The sequence below is a fragment of the Pseudomonas sp. CCI1.1 genome (assembly GCF_034348165.1).
In the GTDB taxonomy this organism is placed as follows: Bacteria; Pseudomonadota; Gammaproteobacteria; order Pseudomonadales; family Pseudomonadaceae; genus Aquipseudomonas; species Aquipseudomonas paracarnis.
Window position 1 is genome coordinate 589,267 of sequence record NZ_CP133780.1, and the last position, 18,313, is coordinate 607,579.

Genomic DNA, 18,313 nt, shown 5'->3' on the forward strand with positions numbered 1-18,313 from the left:
TGCCGGGGTGATGGTGAAACGATGGCCACTTTTTTGTCATGAAACTACACGGATCCGCTCTGGACTAACCCTCATTAGCCTCATTGCGCTATAAACTATGTCACACATTTTTTAGAAGTTAGGAGCATCAGCACATGCAACTGGGGATTATCGGACTAGGCCGCATGGGCGGTAACATTGCGCGGCGCCTGATGCTCAATGGGCATACCACCGTTGTATACGACCGTAACGAAGCCTTCGTCAAAGCCTTGAGCGAGGAGGGCGCCACCGGCGTCGCCGACTTGAAAGCACTGGTGGCCGGCCTGCAAAAGCCCCGTGCTGTCTGGGTCATGTTGCCGGCGGGCGCGCCCACCGAAGACACCATCAACGCACTGAGCGAACTGCTGGAAGACGGCGATGTGATCATCGACGGCGGCAACACCAACTACAAGGACGACGTGCGTCGCGGCAAAGCCCTGGCTGAAAAGGGCCTGCACTATGTAGACGTGGGCACCTCGGGCGGCGTCTGGGGCCTGGAACGTGGCTACTGCATGATGATCGGTGGTGACACCGAGACCGTGAATCGCCTCGACCCGATCTTCAAAAGCCTGGCGCCGGGCCTGGGTAACATCCCGCGCACCAAGGACCGTTCGGCCTCTGCCGACCCACGTGCCGAGCAGGGCTACATTCACGCCGGCCCAGCGGGTTCTGGGCACTTCGTCAAGATGATCCACAACGGCATCGAGTACGGGATGATGCAGGCGTTTGCCGAAGGTTTTGACATCCTCAAGACCAAGAACTCGGAAAACCTGCCGGAAGACCAGCGCTTTGACCTCAACGTCGGCGACATCGCCGAAGTCTGGCGTCGTGGCAGCGTGGTGTCGTCCTGGTTGCTGGACCTGACCGCCGATGCCCTGGCCACCGACCCCAAACTTGACGGCTACTCGGGCTCCGTGGCCGACAGCGGTGAGGGTCGTTGGACCATCGAAGCAGCCATGGAGCAGGCGGTGCCGGTTCCGGTGTTGTCGACCTCGCTGTTCGCGCGTTTCCGCTCCCGCCAGCAGAGCACCTACGGTGACAAAATGCTGTCTGCCATGCGCTTCGGCTTTGGTGGCCATGTGGAGACTTCCAAAAAATGACCGCCAACGGCAAGAAACCTAAGGCCGAACCTGCTCCACCCACCACATTGTTTCTGTTTGGCGCCCATGGCGACCTGGTCAAGCGCCTGCTCATGCCGGCGCTGTACAACCTGAGCCGCGATGGGTTGCTGGGCGATGGCCTGCGTATTGTCGGCGTTGATCACAACGCCATCAGCGACGCGGACTTTGCCAAGAAACTTGAGGACTTCATTCGTACCGAAGCCTCCAGCAAGGTCAGGGGCAATGCCGAGAACGCCCTCGACCCCGCGTTGTGGGCACAATTGGCCAAGGGCATCAGCTACGTCGAGGGCGATTTCCTCGACGACAGCACCTATGCCGATATCGCCAGCAAGATCGCTGACAGCGGCACCGCCAATGCGGTGTTCTACCTGGCCACCGCTCCGCGCTTTTTCAGTGAAGTGGTGCAGCGCCTGGGCAGCGCTGGCTTGTTGAATGAAACGGACGATGGCTTTCGGCGCGTGGTGATCGAGAAGCCGTTCGGCTCCGACCTGGCCACCGCCGAGGCGCTCAACGCCTGCCTGCTCAAGGTGATGAGCGAGAAGCAGATCTACCGCATCGACCATTACCTGGGCAAGGAGACGGTGCAGAACATCCTGGTCAGCCGTTTCTCCAACGTGCTGTTCGAAGCGTTCTGGAACAACCACTACATCGATCACGTGCAAATCACTGCCGCTGAAACCGTCGGCGTTGAAACCCGGGGCAACTTCTTCGAGAAGACCGGCACACTGCGGGACATGGTGCCCAACCACCTATTCCAGCTGCTGGCGATGGTCGCCATGGAACCGCCGGCCGCCTTTGGTGCCGATGCGGTGCGGGGTGAGAAGGCCAAAGTGGTCGGTGCCATCCGCCCCTGGTCGCTGGAGGATGCGCGGGCCAACTCCGTGCGCGGCCAATACACCGCCGGCGAAATCGCCGGCAAGCCATTACCCGGCTATCGCGAAGAAGCCAACGTCGCGCCGGACAGCAGCACCGAGACGTTCGTCGCGCTCAAAGTGATGATTGATAACTGGCGTTGGGTCGGTGTGCCGTTTTACCTGCGCACCGGCAAGCGCATGAGCATCCGCGACACCGAGATCGTGATCTGCTTCAAGCAGGCGCCTTATGCGCAATTTCGCGATACCGAAGTCGATGAGCTCAAGCCAACTTACCTTAAGATCCAGATCCAGCCGAACGAAGGCATGTGGTTCGACCTGTTGGCCAAGCAGCCTGGGCCGACCCTGGAAATGGCCAATATCGAATTGGGCTTTGACTACAAGGACTTCTTCGAGATGCAACCGTCGACGGGTTACGAAACCCTGATCTACGACTGCATGACCGGCGACCAGACCTTGTTCCAGCGCGCCGACAACATCGAGAACGGTTGGCGTGCGGTGCAGCCGTTCCTGGATGCATGGAAGGAAGATGACGGTATCCAGGCTTACAAGGCTGGTGAGGATGGCCCAGCAGCGGCCGATGCCTTGCTGGCCCGCGATGGCCGCGCTTGGCATAGCCTCGGATGAGTGACGCGACGATTCAACCCATCCGGTTTGTCCTCAGTGATGTGGACGGGACGCTATTGCATCCCGACCACAGCCTCAGCCAACGCACCGCCGATGCCATTCGCGCCATGCGCGAGGCCGGGGTGCTTTTCAGCCTGGCCAGCGGGCGTCCGCCCAAAGCCATGCGGCATTTGATCGAGACCTTTGGCATCGATGTGCCGGTGGCTGGCTTTAATGGCGGTACGTTGGTCAACCCGGATGGCAGCATCCTGGTTGCTCACCATCTGCCGGCGGAAGCGGCGCTGATCACCCTGGCGCTGTTTTCGGCCGAGCCGGACGTGGAAGTCTGGGTGTTTGCCGATGGCGACTGGCTGCGCCGTGATCCGCCCGGGCCCATGGTGCAGCGCGAAGCCGACGGCTTGGGCTATGGGCCGGTGGTGGTGGAGAGTTTCGAGCCTTACCTGGACCGGGTCGACAAGATCGTCGCCGCCAGCAACAACACCCAGTTGCTGGTGGAGCTGGAGGCGCAATTGCAGCCGAAAGTGCAGGGGTTGGCCCAGGTATCGCGCTCGCAGCCGGTGTATCTGGACGTGACCGCGATGCTGGCCAACAAAGGCGAAGCCTTGAAAACCCTGGCCGAGCACCTGGGCGTGCCGCTTGCGCAAACGGCTGCGATTGGTGACGGTGGCAATGACCCGGCGATGTTTCATGTGGCGGGATTGTCGATTGCCATGGGCCAGGCCGAAGAAACCGTCAAGCGCCAGGCCAATGTGGTGACCGGCAGCAATGTCGAGGACGGCGCTGCCGAGGCGTTCGAACGGTTTATTCTCGCGGCACGCTAAGTAACTGACGTTTTAGTGCGCAACTTCCAGCCGATGTTTGGCGTTGGCTGGAAGTTGCCGCATTGCATTACTTCGGCATTGCCCAAGACTGCAACTGGTGGCCATCTTTATCGAGCTCGGCGCGGGCCTGTAACAACAGGTTTTCAAGTTGAGCCGGGTCGGTATACGCAGTGCAGGACAGCTGTTTGCTGCCGATGCGGGTGTTGGTACGGTCGATGACGCTCAGGCTGAGGGCGCCGACGCCATCGTGCCAGGCCACGCACTGAAAGGGCTGGAAAGCACGGTCTGCAATCAAAAGAGCTTCGTTGATGCGCAGCGGAGCGTTCATTTGGGTCTTCTCTCTGTATGCCCATTCAAGTGAGTACCGGCGGTTGGGCTGACCGTGCGGTGGGTTACTTGTACTGATGCACGATGGTGGCGTGCGGGTCACATGCTAGGGCAAGAAAATTTAACTTTTCCTGATTGACGTCATGTAAGCGGCTGTTTTGAAAGCGCCATAAGCGTTTCACTGACGAGCAACTTTCGGCGTGCTACGAAACAAGCATGGCTTTTTGCCCGCACTTATAGCGAAAGGGTACAAGGAAAGCGTCAAGATCTTGCTAGGGTTACCAACGGTCGCCACAAACTGTTGTTTCTAAATAACTTTAACAATCTTGGCGCCAAGGAATAGTCATGATTGCGACACCCGCCCAACGCCGCTTATTGGTGGTCGACCCCTGTGACGATTGCCACGGGTTATTACCCGGTTTACGCACCGCCGGCTGGGAAGTAGACAGCTGTGCCTTGGAGGCGGTGGGGGAGCGCTCCTGCGATGTGGGCCTGCTGCGCTTGCAGCGGGATCACCTGGAGCGCCCCGAAGCGGTCAAGGAGTTGATTGGTCGCAGCGGCACCGAGTGGATCGCCGTGCTCAGCCAGGATGTACTGCGTTTGCAGAACGTCGGCGATTTTGTCTGCGAATGGTTTTTCGACTTCCATACCTTACCCTTCGATGTGTCCCGGGTACAGGTGACCCTGGGTCGCGCGTTCGGCATGGCGCGCCTGCGTGGCAAGGGCCACGCGCCGGTGGATGAGCCCCATGAATTGCTGGGCGAGAGCCGCCCCATTCGTGAGCTGCGCAAATTGTTGTCCAAGTTGGCGCCGACTGAATCCCCGGTGTTGATCCGCGGTGACAGTGGCACGGGCAAAGAGTTGGTGGCCAAGACCCTGCACCGCCAATCCCAGCGGCATGCCAAGCCGTTTGTCGCGATCAATTGTGGCGCTATTCCTGAACACCTGATCCAGTCCGAGCTGTTCGGTCACGAAAAAGGCGCGTTTACCGGCGCCCATCAGCGCAAGATCGGGCGTATTGAAGCGGCCAACGGCGGCACCCTGTTCCTCGATGAAATCGGCGATCTGCCGATGGAGCTGCAAGCCAACTTGTTGCGCTTTCTTCAGGAAAAACACATCGAACGCGTTGGCGGCAGCCAGCCGATCCCGGTGGATGTACGGGTGTTGGCCGCCACTCACGTCAACCTTGAGGCTGCGGTAGAGAAGGGCGCCTTTCGCGAAGACTTGTATTACCGCCTGAATGTGCTGCAAGTGGTCACCGCGCCGTTGCGCGAACGCCATGGTGACGTGGCGATGCTGGCCAACCACTTTTCACGTTTTTACAGCCAGGAAACCGGACGGCGCCCGCGCAGTTTCAGCGAAGAGGCCTTGGTGGCGATGGGGCAACACCCGTGGCCGGGCAATGTGCGTGAACTGGCCAACCGCGTGCGGCGTGGCCTGGTACTGGCCGAAGGGCGGCAGATCGAAGCGGCTGACCTGGGGCTGCAAGGCCAGCAAGCCATGTCGGCGCCGATGGCGACATTAGAAGACTACAAACACCGCGCCGAACGTCAGGCGTTGTGCGATGTGCTCAACCGGCACAGCGACAACCTCAGTGTCGCGGCCCGTGTACTGGGGATTTCCCGGCCGACGTTCTACCGGTTGCTGCATAAACACCAGATCCGCTAGGGCGGGTAAACCCAAAGTGGGAGCTGGCTTGCCTGCGAAAGCGGTAGTGCAGTCACAGATGCAGCAACTGACACACCGCCTTCGCGGGCAAGCCCGCTCCCACAGGGGATTTGTGTCAGGCGCTGATTTTGTGGGCAATGCATGGCCAATGTGGGAGCTGGCTTGCCTGCGAAAGCGGTAGTGCAGTCACAGATGCAGCAACTGACACACCGCCATCGCGGGCAAGCCCGCTCCCACAGGGGATTTGTGTCAGGCGCTGATTTTGTGGGCAATGCATGGCCAATGTGGGAGCTGGCTTGCCTGCGAAAGCGGTAGTGCAGTCACAGATGCGGCAACTGACACACCGCCATCGCGGGCAAGCCCGCTCCCACAGGGGATTTGTGTCAGGCGCTGATTTTGTGGGCAATGCATGGCCAATGTGGGAGCTGGCTTGCCTGCGAAAGCGGTAGTGCAGTCACAGATGCAGCAACTGACACACCGCCATCGCGGGCAAGCCCGCTCCCACAGGATTTGTGTCAGGCGCTGATTCTGTGGGCAATACAGGGCCAATGTGGGAGCTGGCTTGCCTGCGAAAGCGGTAGTGCAGTCACAGATTCAGTGACTGACACTCCGCCTTCGCGGGCAAGCTCGCTCCCACAGGGGATTTGTGTCAGGCGCTGATTTTGTGGGCAATGCATGGCCAATGTGGGAGCTGGCTTGCCTGCGAAAGCGGTAGTGCAGTCACAGATGCAGCAACTGACACACCGCCATCGCGGGCAAGCCCGCTCCCACAGGGGATTTGTGTCAGGCGCTGATTCTGTGGGCAATACAGGGCCAATGTGGGAGCTGGCTTGCCTGCGATAGCGGTGGTTCAGTTAGAGATTCAGTGACTGACACTCCGCTTTCGCGGGCAAGCCCGCTCCCACAGGTGATCTGTGCCAGGCGCTGATTCTGTGGGCAATACAGGGCCAATGTGGGAGCTGGCTTGCCTGCGAAAGCGGTAGTGCAGTCACAGATGCAGCAACTGACACTCCGCCTTCGCGGGCAAGCCCGCTCCCACAGGGGATTTGTGTCAGGCGCTGATTCTGTGGGCAATACAGGGCCCATGTGGGAGCTGGCTTGCCTGCGAAAGCGGGAGTGCAGTCACAGATGCAGTAACTGACACACCGCCCGCAGGCAAACCAATCAGAAGTAATACGGGAATTTCAGGCTGAACGTAAAGTCCGGCGCATCATCGGTCATCCCAATCGCCAGGTTCGGCACGATGGTCAGGTTATCCGAGGCGGCAATCGTCATGCCCACGTTGAAATAGCCGGCGTTGGCATCGCTGGACACCACTGATTGCCAGTCGCCGCCATCGGGCTTGAGCTTGCTCTTGCGCTGCACCAGGTCGGAAACCGAGAACGACATGCTCATCTTCTCGTTCAAGGCAAAGGCGACGCCGACCCCGAATTGGAAGCTGTCGCCCAGGCGTACCTTGCCTCCTACCTTCTGATTGACTTCGCTGCTGATGTCATCGAAAGAATCTTCAAAGTTGTGGGTGTACGACAACGAACCGAACAGCACGGCCGGGTCGAAGGTCTTGACCAGGGAGATGCCCGGCGTGACCGACCAGACCCCGTTACCCGTGGGCAGGCTTTCGGGCACGTAGAGGTTATCGTTGTTAGGTTGCTTGACCAGTTTGATGCCGAAGGGCTCTTTGCCCGTCGGGGCCTTGACGCGCACCGACACCACCGCATCGGGCAAGGTCGAGGTTTCGTCGAGGAACTTGTACGCCACGCCAAAGTTGACATCGCCGATGGTCGGGTCACGGGTCACGGAACCTTCGGAGGTGGCGGTGGCGTCGTTGCCGGCGCCGCCCGACTGGTAGGTGGACTCGCGGTACACCACCGGCACGTTCAGGTCGAACTGCCAGCGGTTGTCGACGTTGTAGCGCCCGGTAAGGTCCAGGGTCCAGCTGTCGGACTTGATCCGGTCCAGGTTGATGTTGCCCAGGAAAATCGAGTCCAGCGCCAGGAAACCATTGAGCGTCAACTGGCGCGCGTCATAACGGGCATAGGTGATGCCCGTTTCCACGCTGAACTTGCCATTGCCGAAAAAGCCGCTGGCCTCGTTGTACAGGTTGCTCACACTTTGCGCAGGGGCCGAGTCGTCCTTGAGGGCCTGGCCGTAGGAGCTGCCACCCCCGCCAGCGCCACCGGATGCCGCGGCTGCGCCCGTACCGCTAGCCGCGACAGTGTTAGCGCCGTTCTTGAAGTCGGCCGGTGATTTGGCCAGGCGCCTGGGGGCGGGCGTTGCCGGTTGGTCCTCGACCTGGCGCACACGTTGCTCCAGCACGGCCAAGGCTTTTTGCTGCACGTCGTAGCGTTGCTTGAGTTCCAGCAGTTCCTTCTTCAGGGTTTCGATGTCAGCGTCTGGCGCGGCATACAGCACGGATGCGGGCAAGAGCGTACTCAAACAAACCACCGCACGTAGCGATAACGATCGATGCATGAAATAAGCCGTCCTTTTCTAATGCGTAAGTGTCGAGGGTCAGCGTAGTTCAATAACCGAGCGTGCGTAGGCCTTTGAGTTGATCCAGGTTGCAGTTCAACGCGGCGTTGTTCAGCCCGTTATTGTTCATCACCACGTTGATCTGGGTGATGTTTCTGACAAGGTTGCTATCGCCGGTCAATACCGTGCCCTGCAGCACGTTCCCCGCGCCGATCTGCTGCAGGCTGTTGCCCTGGTTGTGATTGGCCTGGATGGCCATCTGCACGCCGCCACTGTTGGCCGATACGCTGACACGGCCCGCGGCGCTGTCCCCGGTCACTGTACCGCCCGCCACCAGCACCTGGCCGGACTGCAGGTTATTGGCGGGGCTAACCCCATTTTCGACGTTGATGCCCACATTGTTGTAGGCGGCGTTGCCATCGCCGGCGGTGCGTACACTTTGGGTCACGCCCTGGCCGCTGCCGAGGCCGGCACCACCGACCACATTGCCGGTGCCCGTGTTGGGGCGCGTGCCGGTACCGGTCGAGCCGGTGGTTTGCACGTAGAACTGTGGCGTAATGGTGGTCTTGTCGATCTGCATGTTGGCCGTGCCGGTGATGTTGCTACCTTCGGCATTGGTCCAGGTGCTGCTCATGACAATGCCAAAGCTGATGATGCGTCCCGGCATCACATAACGGCCGCGCAGCTCGGCCATTTCGGCGTCCTTGAGTTCGATGGGCTTGAACCCCGAGGACGCATAAGCAGGCATTGAGGCGGCCAGACACAAGACCGTCAGCCAACGGGAAGTGTTCATCTGCTGCTCCTGGGGCGTCCTGCCCCTTATTGCGCTTCTAGAAGAAGTCGCTCTGGATAAAACCGAAATCCATCAGCTCGGCATCGCCCACAGGCCTGAACTCATTCATCTGGCTCTTGGCGGTCAGCGGCAGGGGCGGGTCGAGCAAGACGTTGGCCTTGTCGTAACCCTCACCCAGTACGGCGAAGACAATGCCATTCCAGCCTTTGACGAAATCGTCACGGGAATAGCGCTTGTGGCCCAATACGGGGTCGCCGATGTACACCCAGTCCTTGTCGGCCCGTTGCAACACCACGAAGTGCTTGTAGCCGCGAATTTCCAGCAGCACCACCACGGGGATTTTCACGGTCAGCAGGGTCTCAGGCGCGATCTTGTAGCCCCGGGCACGCATGCCGATGCTCTCGAGGTAGCGCTTCATGTCCAGCATGGAAAAGCCCTGGGTTCGCACCAGGTCCTGGTCGGCGGTGACCAGCATGCCTTTGATGATGTGTGCTTCGTCGACGTCCAGCCAATAGGCCTGGCGCAGGATGGTGGCGAGTGCTGCGGCACCGCAGCTGAAGTCGGTTTTCTGTTCCACCAGGTTGGCGAACCGGCGCTCGCGAATGCTCTCGACCTTCTTGAAAATCACCGCACCGCCGGGCATGGCGGAAATCGCCATGGTGCCTGCCCAGGTCGTGCCGGTGAGTAACATCAGGAGGGTGAGGGTCGCGATACGCATGATCGAATGACCTGTTGGACACTGGAATAAAAAAGGGCCTTGTCGCCAAGGCCCCGTTGGATCAGAAGCGCACGCCGCTGGCGCAGACGCTGCAACCTTGGCCGATCGACAGGCTGTTGCTGCCTTGGTTGCCCGCACCCGATTGCAGGTTGACACCTACGTTGCCGGAGTTGCGGTTAACCGAGTTGTCGAGGCTTGCGTTGTTGGACACGTACTGAGGCTTGCCATAACCATGGCTGCTGGCGGCCGTGTTCAGGTAGCTGTTGTTGAGCGAGTTCTGCTCGGTGTTGGACGCTGCTGCGATGTTCTTGCCGTCAGCGGTGGTGATGGCCAGGTTGTTTTTACCCTGGTTCCCCTGGCCGGCCTGGCCGTTGTAACCCACGTTGCCGGAGTTGCCGGTGATGGAACCGTCCAGGGAGGCGTTGTTTTGCGTGCCTTTGTTGACGAAGTTGTTATGCGAGCTGCCTTGGTCGACATCGATCACGGCAAACACGGTGGCGAAGTCGCCTTTGGCACTGGAAATGGCGCCGGCGTTGTCAGCCTGGTTGCCGGAACCTGATTGTGCGTTGACCCCGACATTACCGCTGTTGCTATTTACCGAGTTGTCGGCTGATGCGTTGTTCTCGGTGTTGGTGTCGTCGAATTTGTTGTGTTCGCTTTTCTGTACGTCAGTGACCACAGCGGCCACAGTACCGGTGGGTTGTGGGGTTGGATGCCAGCCACCCGCTTGAGCAGCAGCAGCCATGAGTGCGGCGAGAGCGAAAACCATTGGTTTCAGAGCCATTTGAGGTTTCATGGTGTTTCTCCTTGCTTCTAATTAGTTGGTTAAGTGTTGGTACGGTCTAACGAACGTCTACCAAGCGGTTACTTGATAGTGATGCCCAGGGTGTTAGCCACTCGGTTCCCCACCCCGGCACTCTGGTTCACCTGTGTCACTCCTCGGCTGCCGGTGAAGGCCTGGTCGCTGGTCACGACCTGGCGGCTGCCAGTGGTGGGGGTGAGCCCTGAGTCGGTTGCCAGCGTCGTCGTGTTCTGTTGCAACAGGACGCTGTCATCGATGCTCTGCGGGCCAGGGTTGAGGCTGATCCGCACAGCGTTGATGGATTGGTTATTAGCCCCGGCAGACTGGTTGATGCCCAGTACGCCGTTGCCACTGCTGAATGAGTTGCCCTGGATCGCGGCCTTGGCGTTCAGGGACGGGTCGACCTTGCCGTCGACGCGCTGGATGTCGACGTTGGTGGCCTGGCCACCGAGCGCGATGGCGCGGCTGTTGGACATTTGTTGCCCCGTGCCGGCGGCCTGGTTGATCGACAGCACGCCGTCGTATTGCTGGCCGCTGTGGTTGATCACGGCGGTGTTGTCGGCCATGGCCGAGGCGCTGCCCAGCAGGGCAAGCACCAACAGGGCGCGCTTCATCACTTGCCCCCCATCATGCTGCCGAGGTTGTTGAGCGGCGCCATGCCACGCTGGATCGAGTCGCTGATCTGCCCGCCCATGCTGCTGCCGCTGCCCGCACCATGGCCTGCCGCTGCGCCAGCGCCGAGTGTCGACATGCTGTTTTGGGTGGCGCCCAGGCCTGACAGGCTGCCGTTGGGCTGTAGGGAGCGGGCGAGGCTGGAGCCACTGCTGATGCCGCCGATATCCCTGTCGCTGAGTTCGCCGGTCAAAGCGTTGTTGATCTCTTTGCTGGGGTTGGCATTGGCGGTGTTGGGGTAGGGGTCGGGCAGCGAGGTGCGCCCGTACATGTGGCCCTGCACCGTACGCCCGGTCACGATCACACCGTCACCCGCCTGGCTCGTCAGGCTGACACCTGCACTGAGCACGCAACTGATCAGCAGTACGTTTATCGACGAGGCGTGTGTGAGTGTGTTCACGGCGGCAGTCCTTATTCTTAACGCTGACCCTAAACAGCGGTGTCAGGGAAAGAGCAGAAGGCGTGCCGCTTTTTATTAGATGTGGTTATTCAAGGGGTTGGGAGAAAGTCGAGGCAAAGTGATGGCAACCCTGTTTCAGGGTTGAAACAGTCTCAAAGGCGTGAGATAGGCCCATGCTCATCTCACGCTGTCTCAGCCATGTAACACTGCCTGTGACAGAACCATGAATCCGCATACGGCGGGCGATGCAGGTGAGGGAGGTGTTTCAAAAATGGACACCTGCGGCCCAAACGTCCCGCTTCGTGCGAGCGGGCTCAGCCCTTGGGGGCTTTACGCGGAATGGAGTTGAGCACGGGGTTGCCGTCCTGGTTTTGGGTCAGGTACACCGGCAACACCTTGGGCAGGGAGGGCACGAGGTTGTTGACCTCATTGATGTTGTAGATACCGCCGACGCGAATCGCGCCGGTACTGGCGTCTGCGAGCATCACCGGCTTTTTCAGGTAGCGGTTGATCAGGGGCAAGGCGTCCGTGAGGGTCAGGTTGTCGAGCACCAGCTTGCCCTGGCGCCATGCCAGCGCGGTGTCATCGGGATTGATAGCGGCGACCTGCGGGGTCGCGTCACCCTGATGGAAACTGGCTTGCATGCCTGGGCTAAGCGGCACACTGGCATGCTCGCCGTCGCTGGAGATCTGCACCGAGCCCTCCAGTAACATCACCCGCACCTGATTTTCATATTCCCAGACATTGAATTGCGTGCCGGTCACTCGCACCTGGCCTTCGCCGGCCCGCACGATAAACGGGTGGTGGCTGTCGTGCGTGACGTTGAAGAACGCTTCGCCCTTTTTCAGGGTGACACGGCGCTGGTCCTTGTAATGGCTGTAGACCAACTCGGTGCCCAGGTTCAACTCCACTTGGCTGCCATCGCCCAGGGTGACTTTTTTCAAGCCATTGGCTGCTTCGAACCGTTCATAGGAGCTGGGCAACCAGCCCGCTTCCCAGCCGGTGAAGGCGGCAAGCGGCAATGCCGCCAGGCACACCGCTGCGGCCACCGCGTAGGTGCGCAAGCGGCTGGCTGGCTTCTTGATTGGGACCACCACCGCCTCAGGCTTGTCGCGGGGCAGGTGGTCGGCCACGTCCCAGATCTCGAGCATGGCTGCATATTCGAAGGCGTGCAGCGGATGGGCATCGTGCCACTGGGTAAAAGCCTGACGTTCGCCCGCCGTGCAATCTGCAGCATGCAGGCGCATGCACCAATGCGCGGCGGCGTCGGTGATGGCGTCATATTCGGTTTCTGAAAGGGGCTTTTCGCTCATTAACTCATCCTGATTTCCCACATTCTAACCTCCCAAGGTGGACGGCGAGAACCGCATCATGGCGATTGCACATCAATTGGAACTTATTCTTGTTTGTGTGCGCCTAAAAATTCAGGAATTAACCTGTCGTCCACTATGGAGTACGAAAATGTTGAAGAAAACCTTGATCGCCCTGTGTGCTACTTCCGCGCTGTTGAGCGCTGGCGCCGCCATGGCCGACAAGCCGGGTGCAGGCTGGATCACCATTGAGAAAGCCATCGAGGTGGCGAAAACCAAGGCCGGCTACATTGAGGTCTACGCCGCTGAAGCGGATGACAATGGCTATTGGGAAGTCAAAGGTCGCAAGTCCGATGGCATCGTGTATGAGGCGCGCATCGATGGCGCTTCCGGTAACGTGCTGCGTGACCAGAAAGACTGATGCACTCGCCGGGGGCCGTTCAGGCGCCCGGCTCCACCTGGCGGCCAAGATGGGTGATCAGGTACGTCACCGAGTCGGCGTTGGCCAGAATGGTGTCAATCCGTTTATCAGGGACTGACATGAAAATGATCCTCGCGTCCTGCAAGGTCTTGGCACCGGTGGCCTTGAAAATTTTCTTTTCAATTGCAGAACCTGGTTTGAAGTCTTCCCACAGTTCGGTGAGGGTGTCTTGAGTCTTGAACAGCATCGTTGCAGGCGTCATCGTCGATAACGCGGTGCTGCGCAGATCCTCCAGGGTGGTTTTAAGCACTTCGGCGCCGGGCCTTTCGATATTGATCAAGTCTGGGAAGGGTCGCATGCTGTCCAGGTAGGCAATGTCCACGGTGTCGAGCTTCAAGTGCGATAATTCGTGAATCAGCGTGCTGGCCCTGGCGTGCGTCGATATGTTGAACGCCACATTCTCCAGCAGACGGTTCTGGTAGACGTCCAGATTAGGGTCGAAGAATCGGCTCAGAAGATACAGCTTGCGTTCTGTGTCAGCGGGAATCATGAATGCATAATCCGACGCCGGGTCCTGTCGGCTGGTGCCCGCGACAAAACGCATGGAGTTCGGACCGGTCAAGCTGGGGTCGGTGAGTTCATCGATGATCTCGTCGATTATTTTTGTGACTCTCAAGACCTGGTCCGGGGTCAGTGTGACGACACCAAACATTTCCCCTAAAAACCGCCCAACCCGGCTGTCAGGGTCGCGTTGTACAGCAAATTGCGCAACGTTGCGGCGGCAGTTCAGCGCGTAATAAGTCGCAAAGTTCAACGCTTCGGTGATGGCCTGGGCTTTCCAATAGGTCAACGCGCCAATATCGCGGATACCGACCGCTTCAATGTTGATGTCCCGTACCTCATTGCGCCACGTCTTGAGGTACGACTGGGCCCTGCCGAAGCGCGGCTCCTGGCCGTCCAGCTTCAGTACCCATATGCCCTGCGCATTACGGCCGATGTACGGCCCCACCTGCTCGTCGTTGGCGAGGCGCCAATGTTGTGCGGCGTTCTTGACGCTATACACCTTGCCGGCCAGCGGCACGTAGTATTTCGCGTTTTTCTGGTCTTCATACACCTGGCTGAGCGTGCTCTTTTTCAGGTCTTGCAACGCCACGTCCTGTGCCTCGAACGGTTGCAGCCGGGTGCGCGAAGGGCAGGTGACATGCCAGGTGGCGAGGGTGGTGGCTGCGGGCAGTGACTCATCTGTCAGCTCGGCCAGCGAGCGCTCCTTTTCAGTGGGTGGGGCAAGGGCGGTGCCGTCCAGCGCACTGCGCAGGGCGGCCATTTGCGCCACGCCCCTGACGAAATCCTTGAATGCAGCCTGCCACTGGTGTAGCTGCAAGGCTTCGGCCGAGCGCTTGAACAAGGTGTAGCTACGCCATACCACCAGCGGGTAGGCGAGTTTGCCGGCCATGAACTGCACCGCCGTCGGGATTTGCGTGCCGAACAAGCGGGTCGCATGATCCCACAAGGTCTTGGTGCCTTCTTCGAATTGGCTGCCCAGTACCTTGAGCAACATCAATGTGTTCTCGCTGAACAGGTAATGCAGCACATTGCCCGTCACTGCCGAAGCGGCCAGGCGGATATCGGACGGGCTATGCTGGTTGTTTTTCAGCAAATGGCGGTAAGTGGCCTGGTGCGGATCTTCCAGGTGCATAAGCACCCAGTCCTGCAGGATGCCGGGCCTTTGTATCTCATCCAGCAAGGCCGTTTCATCCGCGTATTCCTTGAACACATGCTGTTCGCTGTACGGCGCGTAGAGCACCCATGGACCCTCGCCAGGAAACTGCGGGCCGATCAGGTACACACCCAGCACCTTGGCGGTACTGGCGCCTTCGGTGGCGATCAGTTCCAGCGGTCGAATCATCGCCGTGGTCCCGCTGAGTGAAGCTCGGGCCACGGTGTCCGGCATATCGAAAATCTGCTGGACCAGGCTCAAGGCTCGGGTGGAAAGCCGCTCCTGCAACCGTTGCTCGTCGGCGTGTTGCAGCGCTTGCCACGGCAACTGACGGCAAAACAGACGCCTGCGTTGGCGTGCATCATCGGTTTGCGCCTCAAGGTGGCTTCGCACCTGTTGCTGATAAGCGCTTTTGAGATCCAGCTGTCGCACCATTTGTATTACGGCACTTGCGTCCAGGGCTTGCGGTAATGGCTTTGCCGTGCGTGAACGTGGGCGGATGTGTTGAACCGTCAGATTTGGCCAGTGCCGCAACGCAAAGTCGGTCAGGTTGTCGACATTCACATCGAGCACTGCATCGGTGGGGATCAGGATGTGATCGGGGTTGAGCGCCTGGCCGGGAAAGCGCGCCTCAAGCAGCGTCATCAGCGTGGTGAAGGCATAAGCACGCAGGGGTTGGATGTCATGCAGGTAGTCATGTTCCTCGTCGGCGTTGTTGCAGTACTGCTCCAGAAGTTCAGCCTGGTGGATTTGGTCCTGGGCCGGCGCCATACCCAGCCACACCGGCAGTGCCTGCTGGTTGACCATGGCATCGGCCAGTGTGATTGCCCTGCCAAGGTTGGTGGGCGGAGGCTGTTCGATGACGGCGTCCAACCGATCCTGCAAGGCACGGGCGCGCAGGCCCATGGATTGCAGGTGATCCACGCCTTCCATGACCGCGTCGTTGTAGCTGTCTACTCGGTCATTCAACATGTCCTGATCAATACGTTGCAGCGGGCCCTGGCGAAATGCCTGATGGGGCTCGCGCAAGCTGAACGGCAGATTTTCCAGCAGGCTCAAGCTGTTGATCGGGTGCGCCAGGCGCTGGGTGATTTCATCGCGCAGGGCGTTGATCGAGGCAAAGACTTCGTAGCCCAGGCGCGGGGTCCAGAGCAGCGCCTGGCCCGAGCGCTGCGGGTCGATACCGCCGCGCTCAGTAATCACGAACGTATTGGCCAGCGGTTGTGGCGTATCGACGGCGTTCAAGTCCAACGTCAACCCATAGGCATCCGGCAAAAAACCGTTAAGGCCATGGCGTGTCAAGCGCGACAGACTGTCGGGCTGAAGTAGCGTGTCGAGAATGGCCTGGCTTGTGGGCGCCAGGGTTTTATCCAGCGACCTCAGCTCGGCTTCGCTGCGTAACCCCACCAGCATCGAGTGGGCGTGTTTGGCGTGAGTCTTGACCAGAAACTCATGGGGTTGCTGGCGCATGGCGTGCTTGGAAAACAGCAGCAGGACGCGCTCGATGACGGTGTTGAACGTCTTGAGCGTCATGCTTGGCAATTGCACGAAGACATTGCCTTCGCCCCGCGTATAGAACTTCGTCCTGGACGAGAAGGGCACCGCAGGCGCCTCTTGGGCCAGGCGTTCAATGAAGTGCTCAAGCATGCTCAATGACTGCACTGTCGCACGCTCTTCACGCTCCTGGGCACGCGTGGCGTAGGTATTGATAAACACCTCTTCGGCTTTGGCTGACTGTTGCTGCAGTTGCAGTTCAGCGTTGAGCGTGTCAGCGACGATGCTACGTAAGGTCGGGTGGTGCGCGCGCTCCATCGCCAGCGCACGCTCAATCGCCCGCAGGTTCTGAAGCTGCAGCCGGGCGCGCTCGGCCTTGACGGTCGTAGGGCGGCCATTACCACGGGTGACCGGATGCAAGGTCCAGCGCCCGTTGGTCTCTAGTGTGGCCAGTTGATTGTCCAGCAAGGCACGTACGTCCAGGGCACTGTCGAGCAGGGCTGTGAGGTCCACTTGGCCATCGCTGCGCCGGTAGATTTCCAGGGCGTGGTTAAGGTTGTCCGTTTGCTTGCGCGCAATGTCTTGTACCAAGGTCACGAACACATTGCCGGGTATCGGCCTTGCCGCGATGGTGATCGGGTCCAGGCCGAGCAGCGTGTCGCGCTCATCCAATGAGAGGAAGTTGAGCCATTCGTCCTCGTAGCCTTCGGCCTTGAGCATGCTCAGTAACCGGTCTTTGAGGTCGTCGAGGTTTTCCAGCACCTGTAACCCGCGCGATTGGGTGTAGAGGTACGCGTGGTGCTCGGTGATCATCAAGGTGCTCGCTGGTTCAACGTAATGTTGATGAGGGGCATAAAGGCGCACCTTTTCCACGCTGAGGTTTTCGGCATGGGCGCTGCGGGCGCTTTGGTCGCTGAGGAACAGGGCCTGAAGTGCGTGGCTTTCCTCGGCGGTAATAATCTCGCCCTGGCGCTTGAGCAACACATCGAGGCGAAACTTCTGCGCCACGCCTTGAGCAAAAAAATCCACGCGCGAGGTGCCGCTGTCGATATCTTCATTCCAGTAGGTCTGCAACAGGCTTTCCAACAGCTTCGAGAAAGTACTGGAGCTTTGTTCGATCAAGGCCTCCCAACGCCGGTGATCTTCTTCCCGTTCGGAGGCATTGAAACCAGTGGTGTCATGTTTTGGGTTCGAGTATTCGCGTATCTGCCCTTTGGGCCACCTGTGACGCACATAAAATTGCAGCAGCGCTTCGCTCAAGGTCTGCGAGTTGACCCAGCGTGGCGTTGCTTGCTCAGCTTCGCGGGTTAAGACATTGACCCGTGTGTCCCGTTGATCCAGGTGTTTGAAATGGGGGCGGGCCATGACGCTCAGCAGCGTGTCGAGCATGTCAGGCAAGGTCGGGGTTTTTTGCAGGTGGTCGAGCATGGCCTTGACGTTATCCAGCTGGCAGGCCTGGAGCATGCGTGCCTGCTCCGTCATGACTTCACCTTCGATGAGCTGAGTGGTCAACACCATGGGCGTGTCAGCGCCCAGCGCATTGCGTTGGTCCATCGACAGGTAGCTCAGCAAAGGGGCGCTCTGCAGTGGGTCTTCCAATTGCTCGATCAATTCGCTCAGCAGAGCAGCGTGGCTGTCATAGACCTGTATGCCGTTATCCGGGGTGTAGAGCAATGCCTTGGCGGCGTCGGGTGTCGGGCTGATCGCGAACGCGCCGGCAAGGGGAATGGGGGGCTTGCCGGAAATGTTGATCAGGACCTTTTCAACACGCATGGGGTGATCATGCCGGCTTGTGTCCTGCCGAGACTCGTCGGTAGCCAGGTAAAGGTTGTACAGCCAATCAAGGTCTTTGGCGGTGAGCCCCAGCGTACGTTCACGAGCGGTGGGCGAGGCTTTGCCTTGGGGTTTGAGAAACTCAGGGAAGAAATACGGGGGCGTTAAGCGAACCACAGCCTGTCTCCGGCGTGCCAGGAAAAGCACAGGGTAGGCAGGCGTCCGTGGCGCAAGGCGGTAAATATTCAGCGCTGCGCACGTTGACAACGCAGAGCGTGCGTGGTGTT

Annotated in this window: 14 protein-coding genes; 5 read left to right on the forward strand and 9 right to left on the reverse strand. The window is 59.6% G+C overall.

Translation table 11 applies throughout. The features are described from left to right. Positions 1-134: 134 nt before the first annotated feature. Genes gnd through RHM69_RS02625 form a run of 3 tightly spaced genes read left to right on the forward strand, consistent with a single transcriptional unit; the run spans position 135 to position 3,459 of the window. The gene (gnd, locus tag RHM69_RS02615) at positions 135-1,118 is read left to right on the forward strand and encodes a phosphogluconate dehydrogenase (NAD(+)-dependent, decarboxylating) (protein ID WP_019817573.1); all 984 of its coding nucleotides are present in this window, start codon (positions 135-137) and stop codon (positions 1,116-1,118) included. Next, complete coding sequence (gene zwf / locus RHM69_RS02620) at positions 1,115-2,638, forward strand: glucose-6-phosphate dehydrogenase (RefSeq protein WP_014718746.1); 1,524 nt, start codon at positions 1,115-1,117, stop codon at positions 2,636-2,638. The genes gnd and zwf overlap by 4 nt, the downstream gene beginning before the upstream one ends. Beyond that, positions 2,635-3,459, forward strand: a complete 825-nt coding sequence (locus RHM69_RS02625; protein ID WP_014718745.1) for a Cof-type HAD-IIB family hydrolase — start codon at positions 2,635-2,637, stop codon at positions 3,457-3,459. The genes zwf and RHM69_RS02625 overlap by 4 nt, the downstream gene beginning before the upstream one ends. A gap of 67 nt (positions 3,460-3,526) precedes the next feature. Here the strand turns inward: RHM69_RS02625 and RHM69_RS02630 are convergent, their stop codons facing one another. Next, positions 3,527-3,787 (reverse strand): hypothetical protein, encoded by a 261-nt coding sequence (locus RHM69_RS02630; RefSeq protein ID WP_014718744.1) that lies wholly within the window; start codon positions 3,785-3,787, stop codon positions 3,527-3,529. A gap of 344 nt (positions 3,788-4,131) precedes the next feature. Here RHM69_RS02630 and RHM69_RS02635 point away from each other — a divergent pair, with 344 nt between their 5' ends. Continuing rightward, entirely contained in the window at positions 4,132-5,454 is a 1,323-nt protein-coding gene (locus RHM69_RS02635) for a sigma-54 dependent transcriptional regulator (protein ID WP_102666935.1), read from the forward strand. A 1,164-nt stretch (positions 5,455-6,618) separates the two neighbouring features. Here the strand turns inward: RHM69_RS02635 and RHM69_RS02640 are convergent. The 7 genes from RHM69_RS02640 to RHM69_RS02670 form a co-directional block, all read right to left on the reverse strand. Next, positions 6,619-7,926: a hypothetical protein gene (locus RHM69_RS02640; RefSeq protein WP_032873010.1), complete on the reverse strand. Its 1,308-nt coding sequence runs from the start codon at positions 7,924-7,926 to the stop codon at positions 6,619-6,621. 49 nt (positions 7,927-7,975) lie between these two features. Further along, complete coding sequence (locus RHM69_RS02645) at positions 7,976-8,719, reverse strand: hypothetical protein (protein ID WP_032901657.1); 744 nt, start codon at positions 8,717-8,719, stop codon at positions 7,976-7,978. Positions 8,720-8,756: 37 nt separating this feature from the next. Next, positions 8,757-9,437, reverse strand: coding sequence for a C39 family peptidase (locus RHM69_RS02650; RefSeq protein ID WP_020301091.1), 681 nt, complete (start codon positions 9,435-9,437; stop codon positions 8,757-8,759). 61 nt (positions 9,438-9,498) lie between these two features. Next, positions 9,499-10,233 carry a hypothetical protein gene (locus RHM69_RS02655; RefSeq protein ID WP_003190893.1) on the reverse strand — a complete coding sequence of 245 codons (735 nt, stop codon included), beginning with the start codon at positions 10,231-10,233 and terminating at the stop codon, positions 9,499-9,501. A gap of 68 nt (positions 10,234-10,301) precedes the next feature. Next, the gene (locus RHM69_RS02660; RefSeq protein ID WP_020301092.1) at positions 10,302-10,853 is read right to left on the reverse strand and encodes a hypothetical protein; all 552 of its coding nucleotides are present in this window, start codon (positions 10,851-10,853) and stop codon (positions 10,302-10,304) included. Beyond that, positions 10,853-11,311, reverse strand: a complete 459-nt coding sequence (locus RHM69_RS02665) for a hypothetical protein (protein ID WP_019817803.1) — start codon at positions 11,309-11,311, stop codon at positions 10,853-10,855. The genes RHM69_RS02660 and RHM69_RS02665 overlap by 1 nt, the downstream gene beginning before the upstream one ends. Before the next feature lie 314 nt (positions 11,312-11,625). Continuing rightward, positions 11,626-12,624 carry a FecR family protein gene (locus RHM69_RS02670; RefSeq protein ID WP_014718737.1) on the reverse strand — a complete coding sequence of 333 codons (999 nt, stop codon included), beginning with the start codon at positions 12,622-12,624 and terminating at the stop codon, positions 11,626-11,628. 148 nt (positions 12,625-12,772) lie between these two features. Here RHM69_RS02670 and RHM69_RS02675 point away from each other — a divergent pair, with 148 nt between their 5' ends. Next, positions 12,773-13,042 carry a PepSY domain-containing protein gene (locus RHM69_RS02675; RefSeq protein WP_014718736.1) on the forward strand — a complete coding sequence of 90 codons (270 nt, stop codon included), beginning with the start codon at positions 12,773-12,775 and terminating at the stop codon, positions 13,040-13,042. A gap of 19 nt (positions 13,043-13,061) precedes the next feature. On the opposite strand, the gene RHM69_RS02680 is transcribed toward RHM69_RS02675, so the two are convergent. Continuing rightward, positions 13,062-18,203 (reverse strand): dermonecrotic toxin domain-containing protein, encoded by a 5,142-nt coding sequence (locus tag RHM69_RS02680; RefSeq protein ID WP_322255471.1) that lies wholly within the window; start codon positions 18,201-18,203, stop codon positions 13,062-13,064. Positions 18,204-18,313 lie beyond the last annotated feature (110 nt).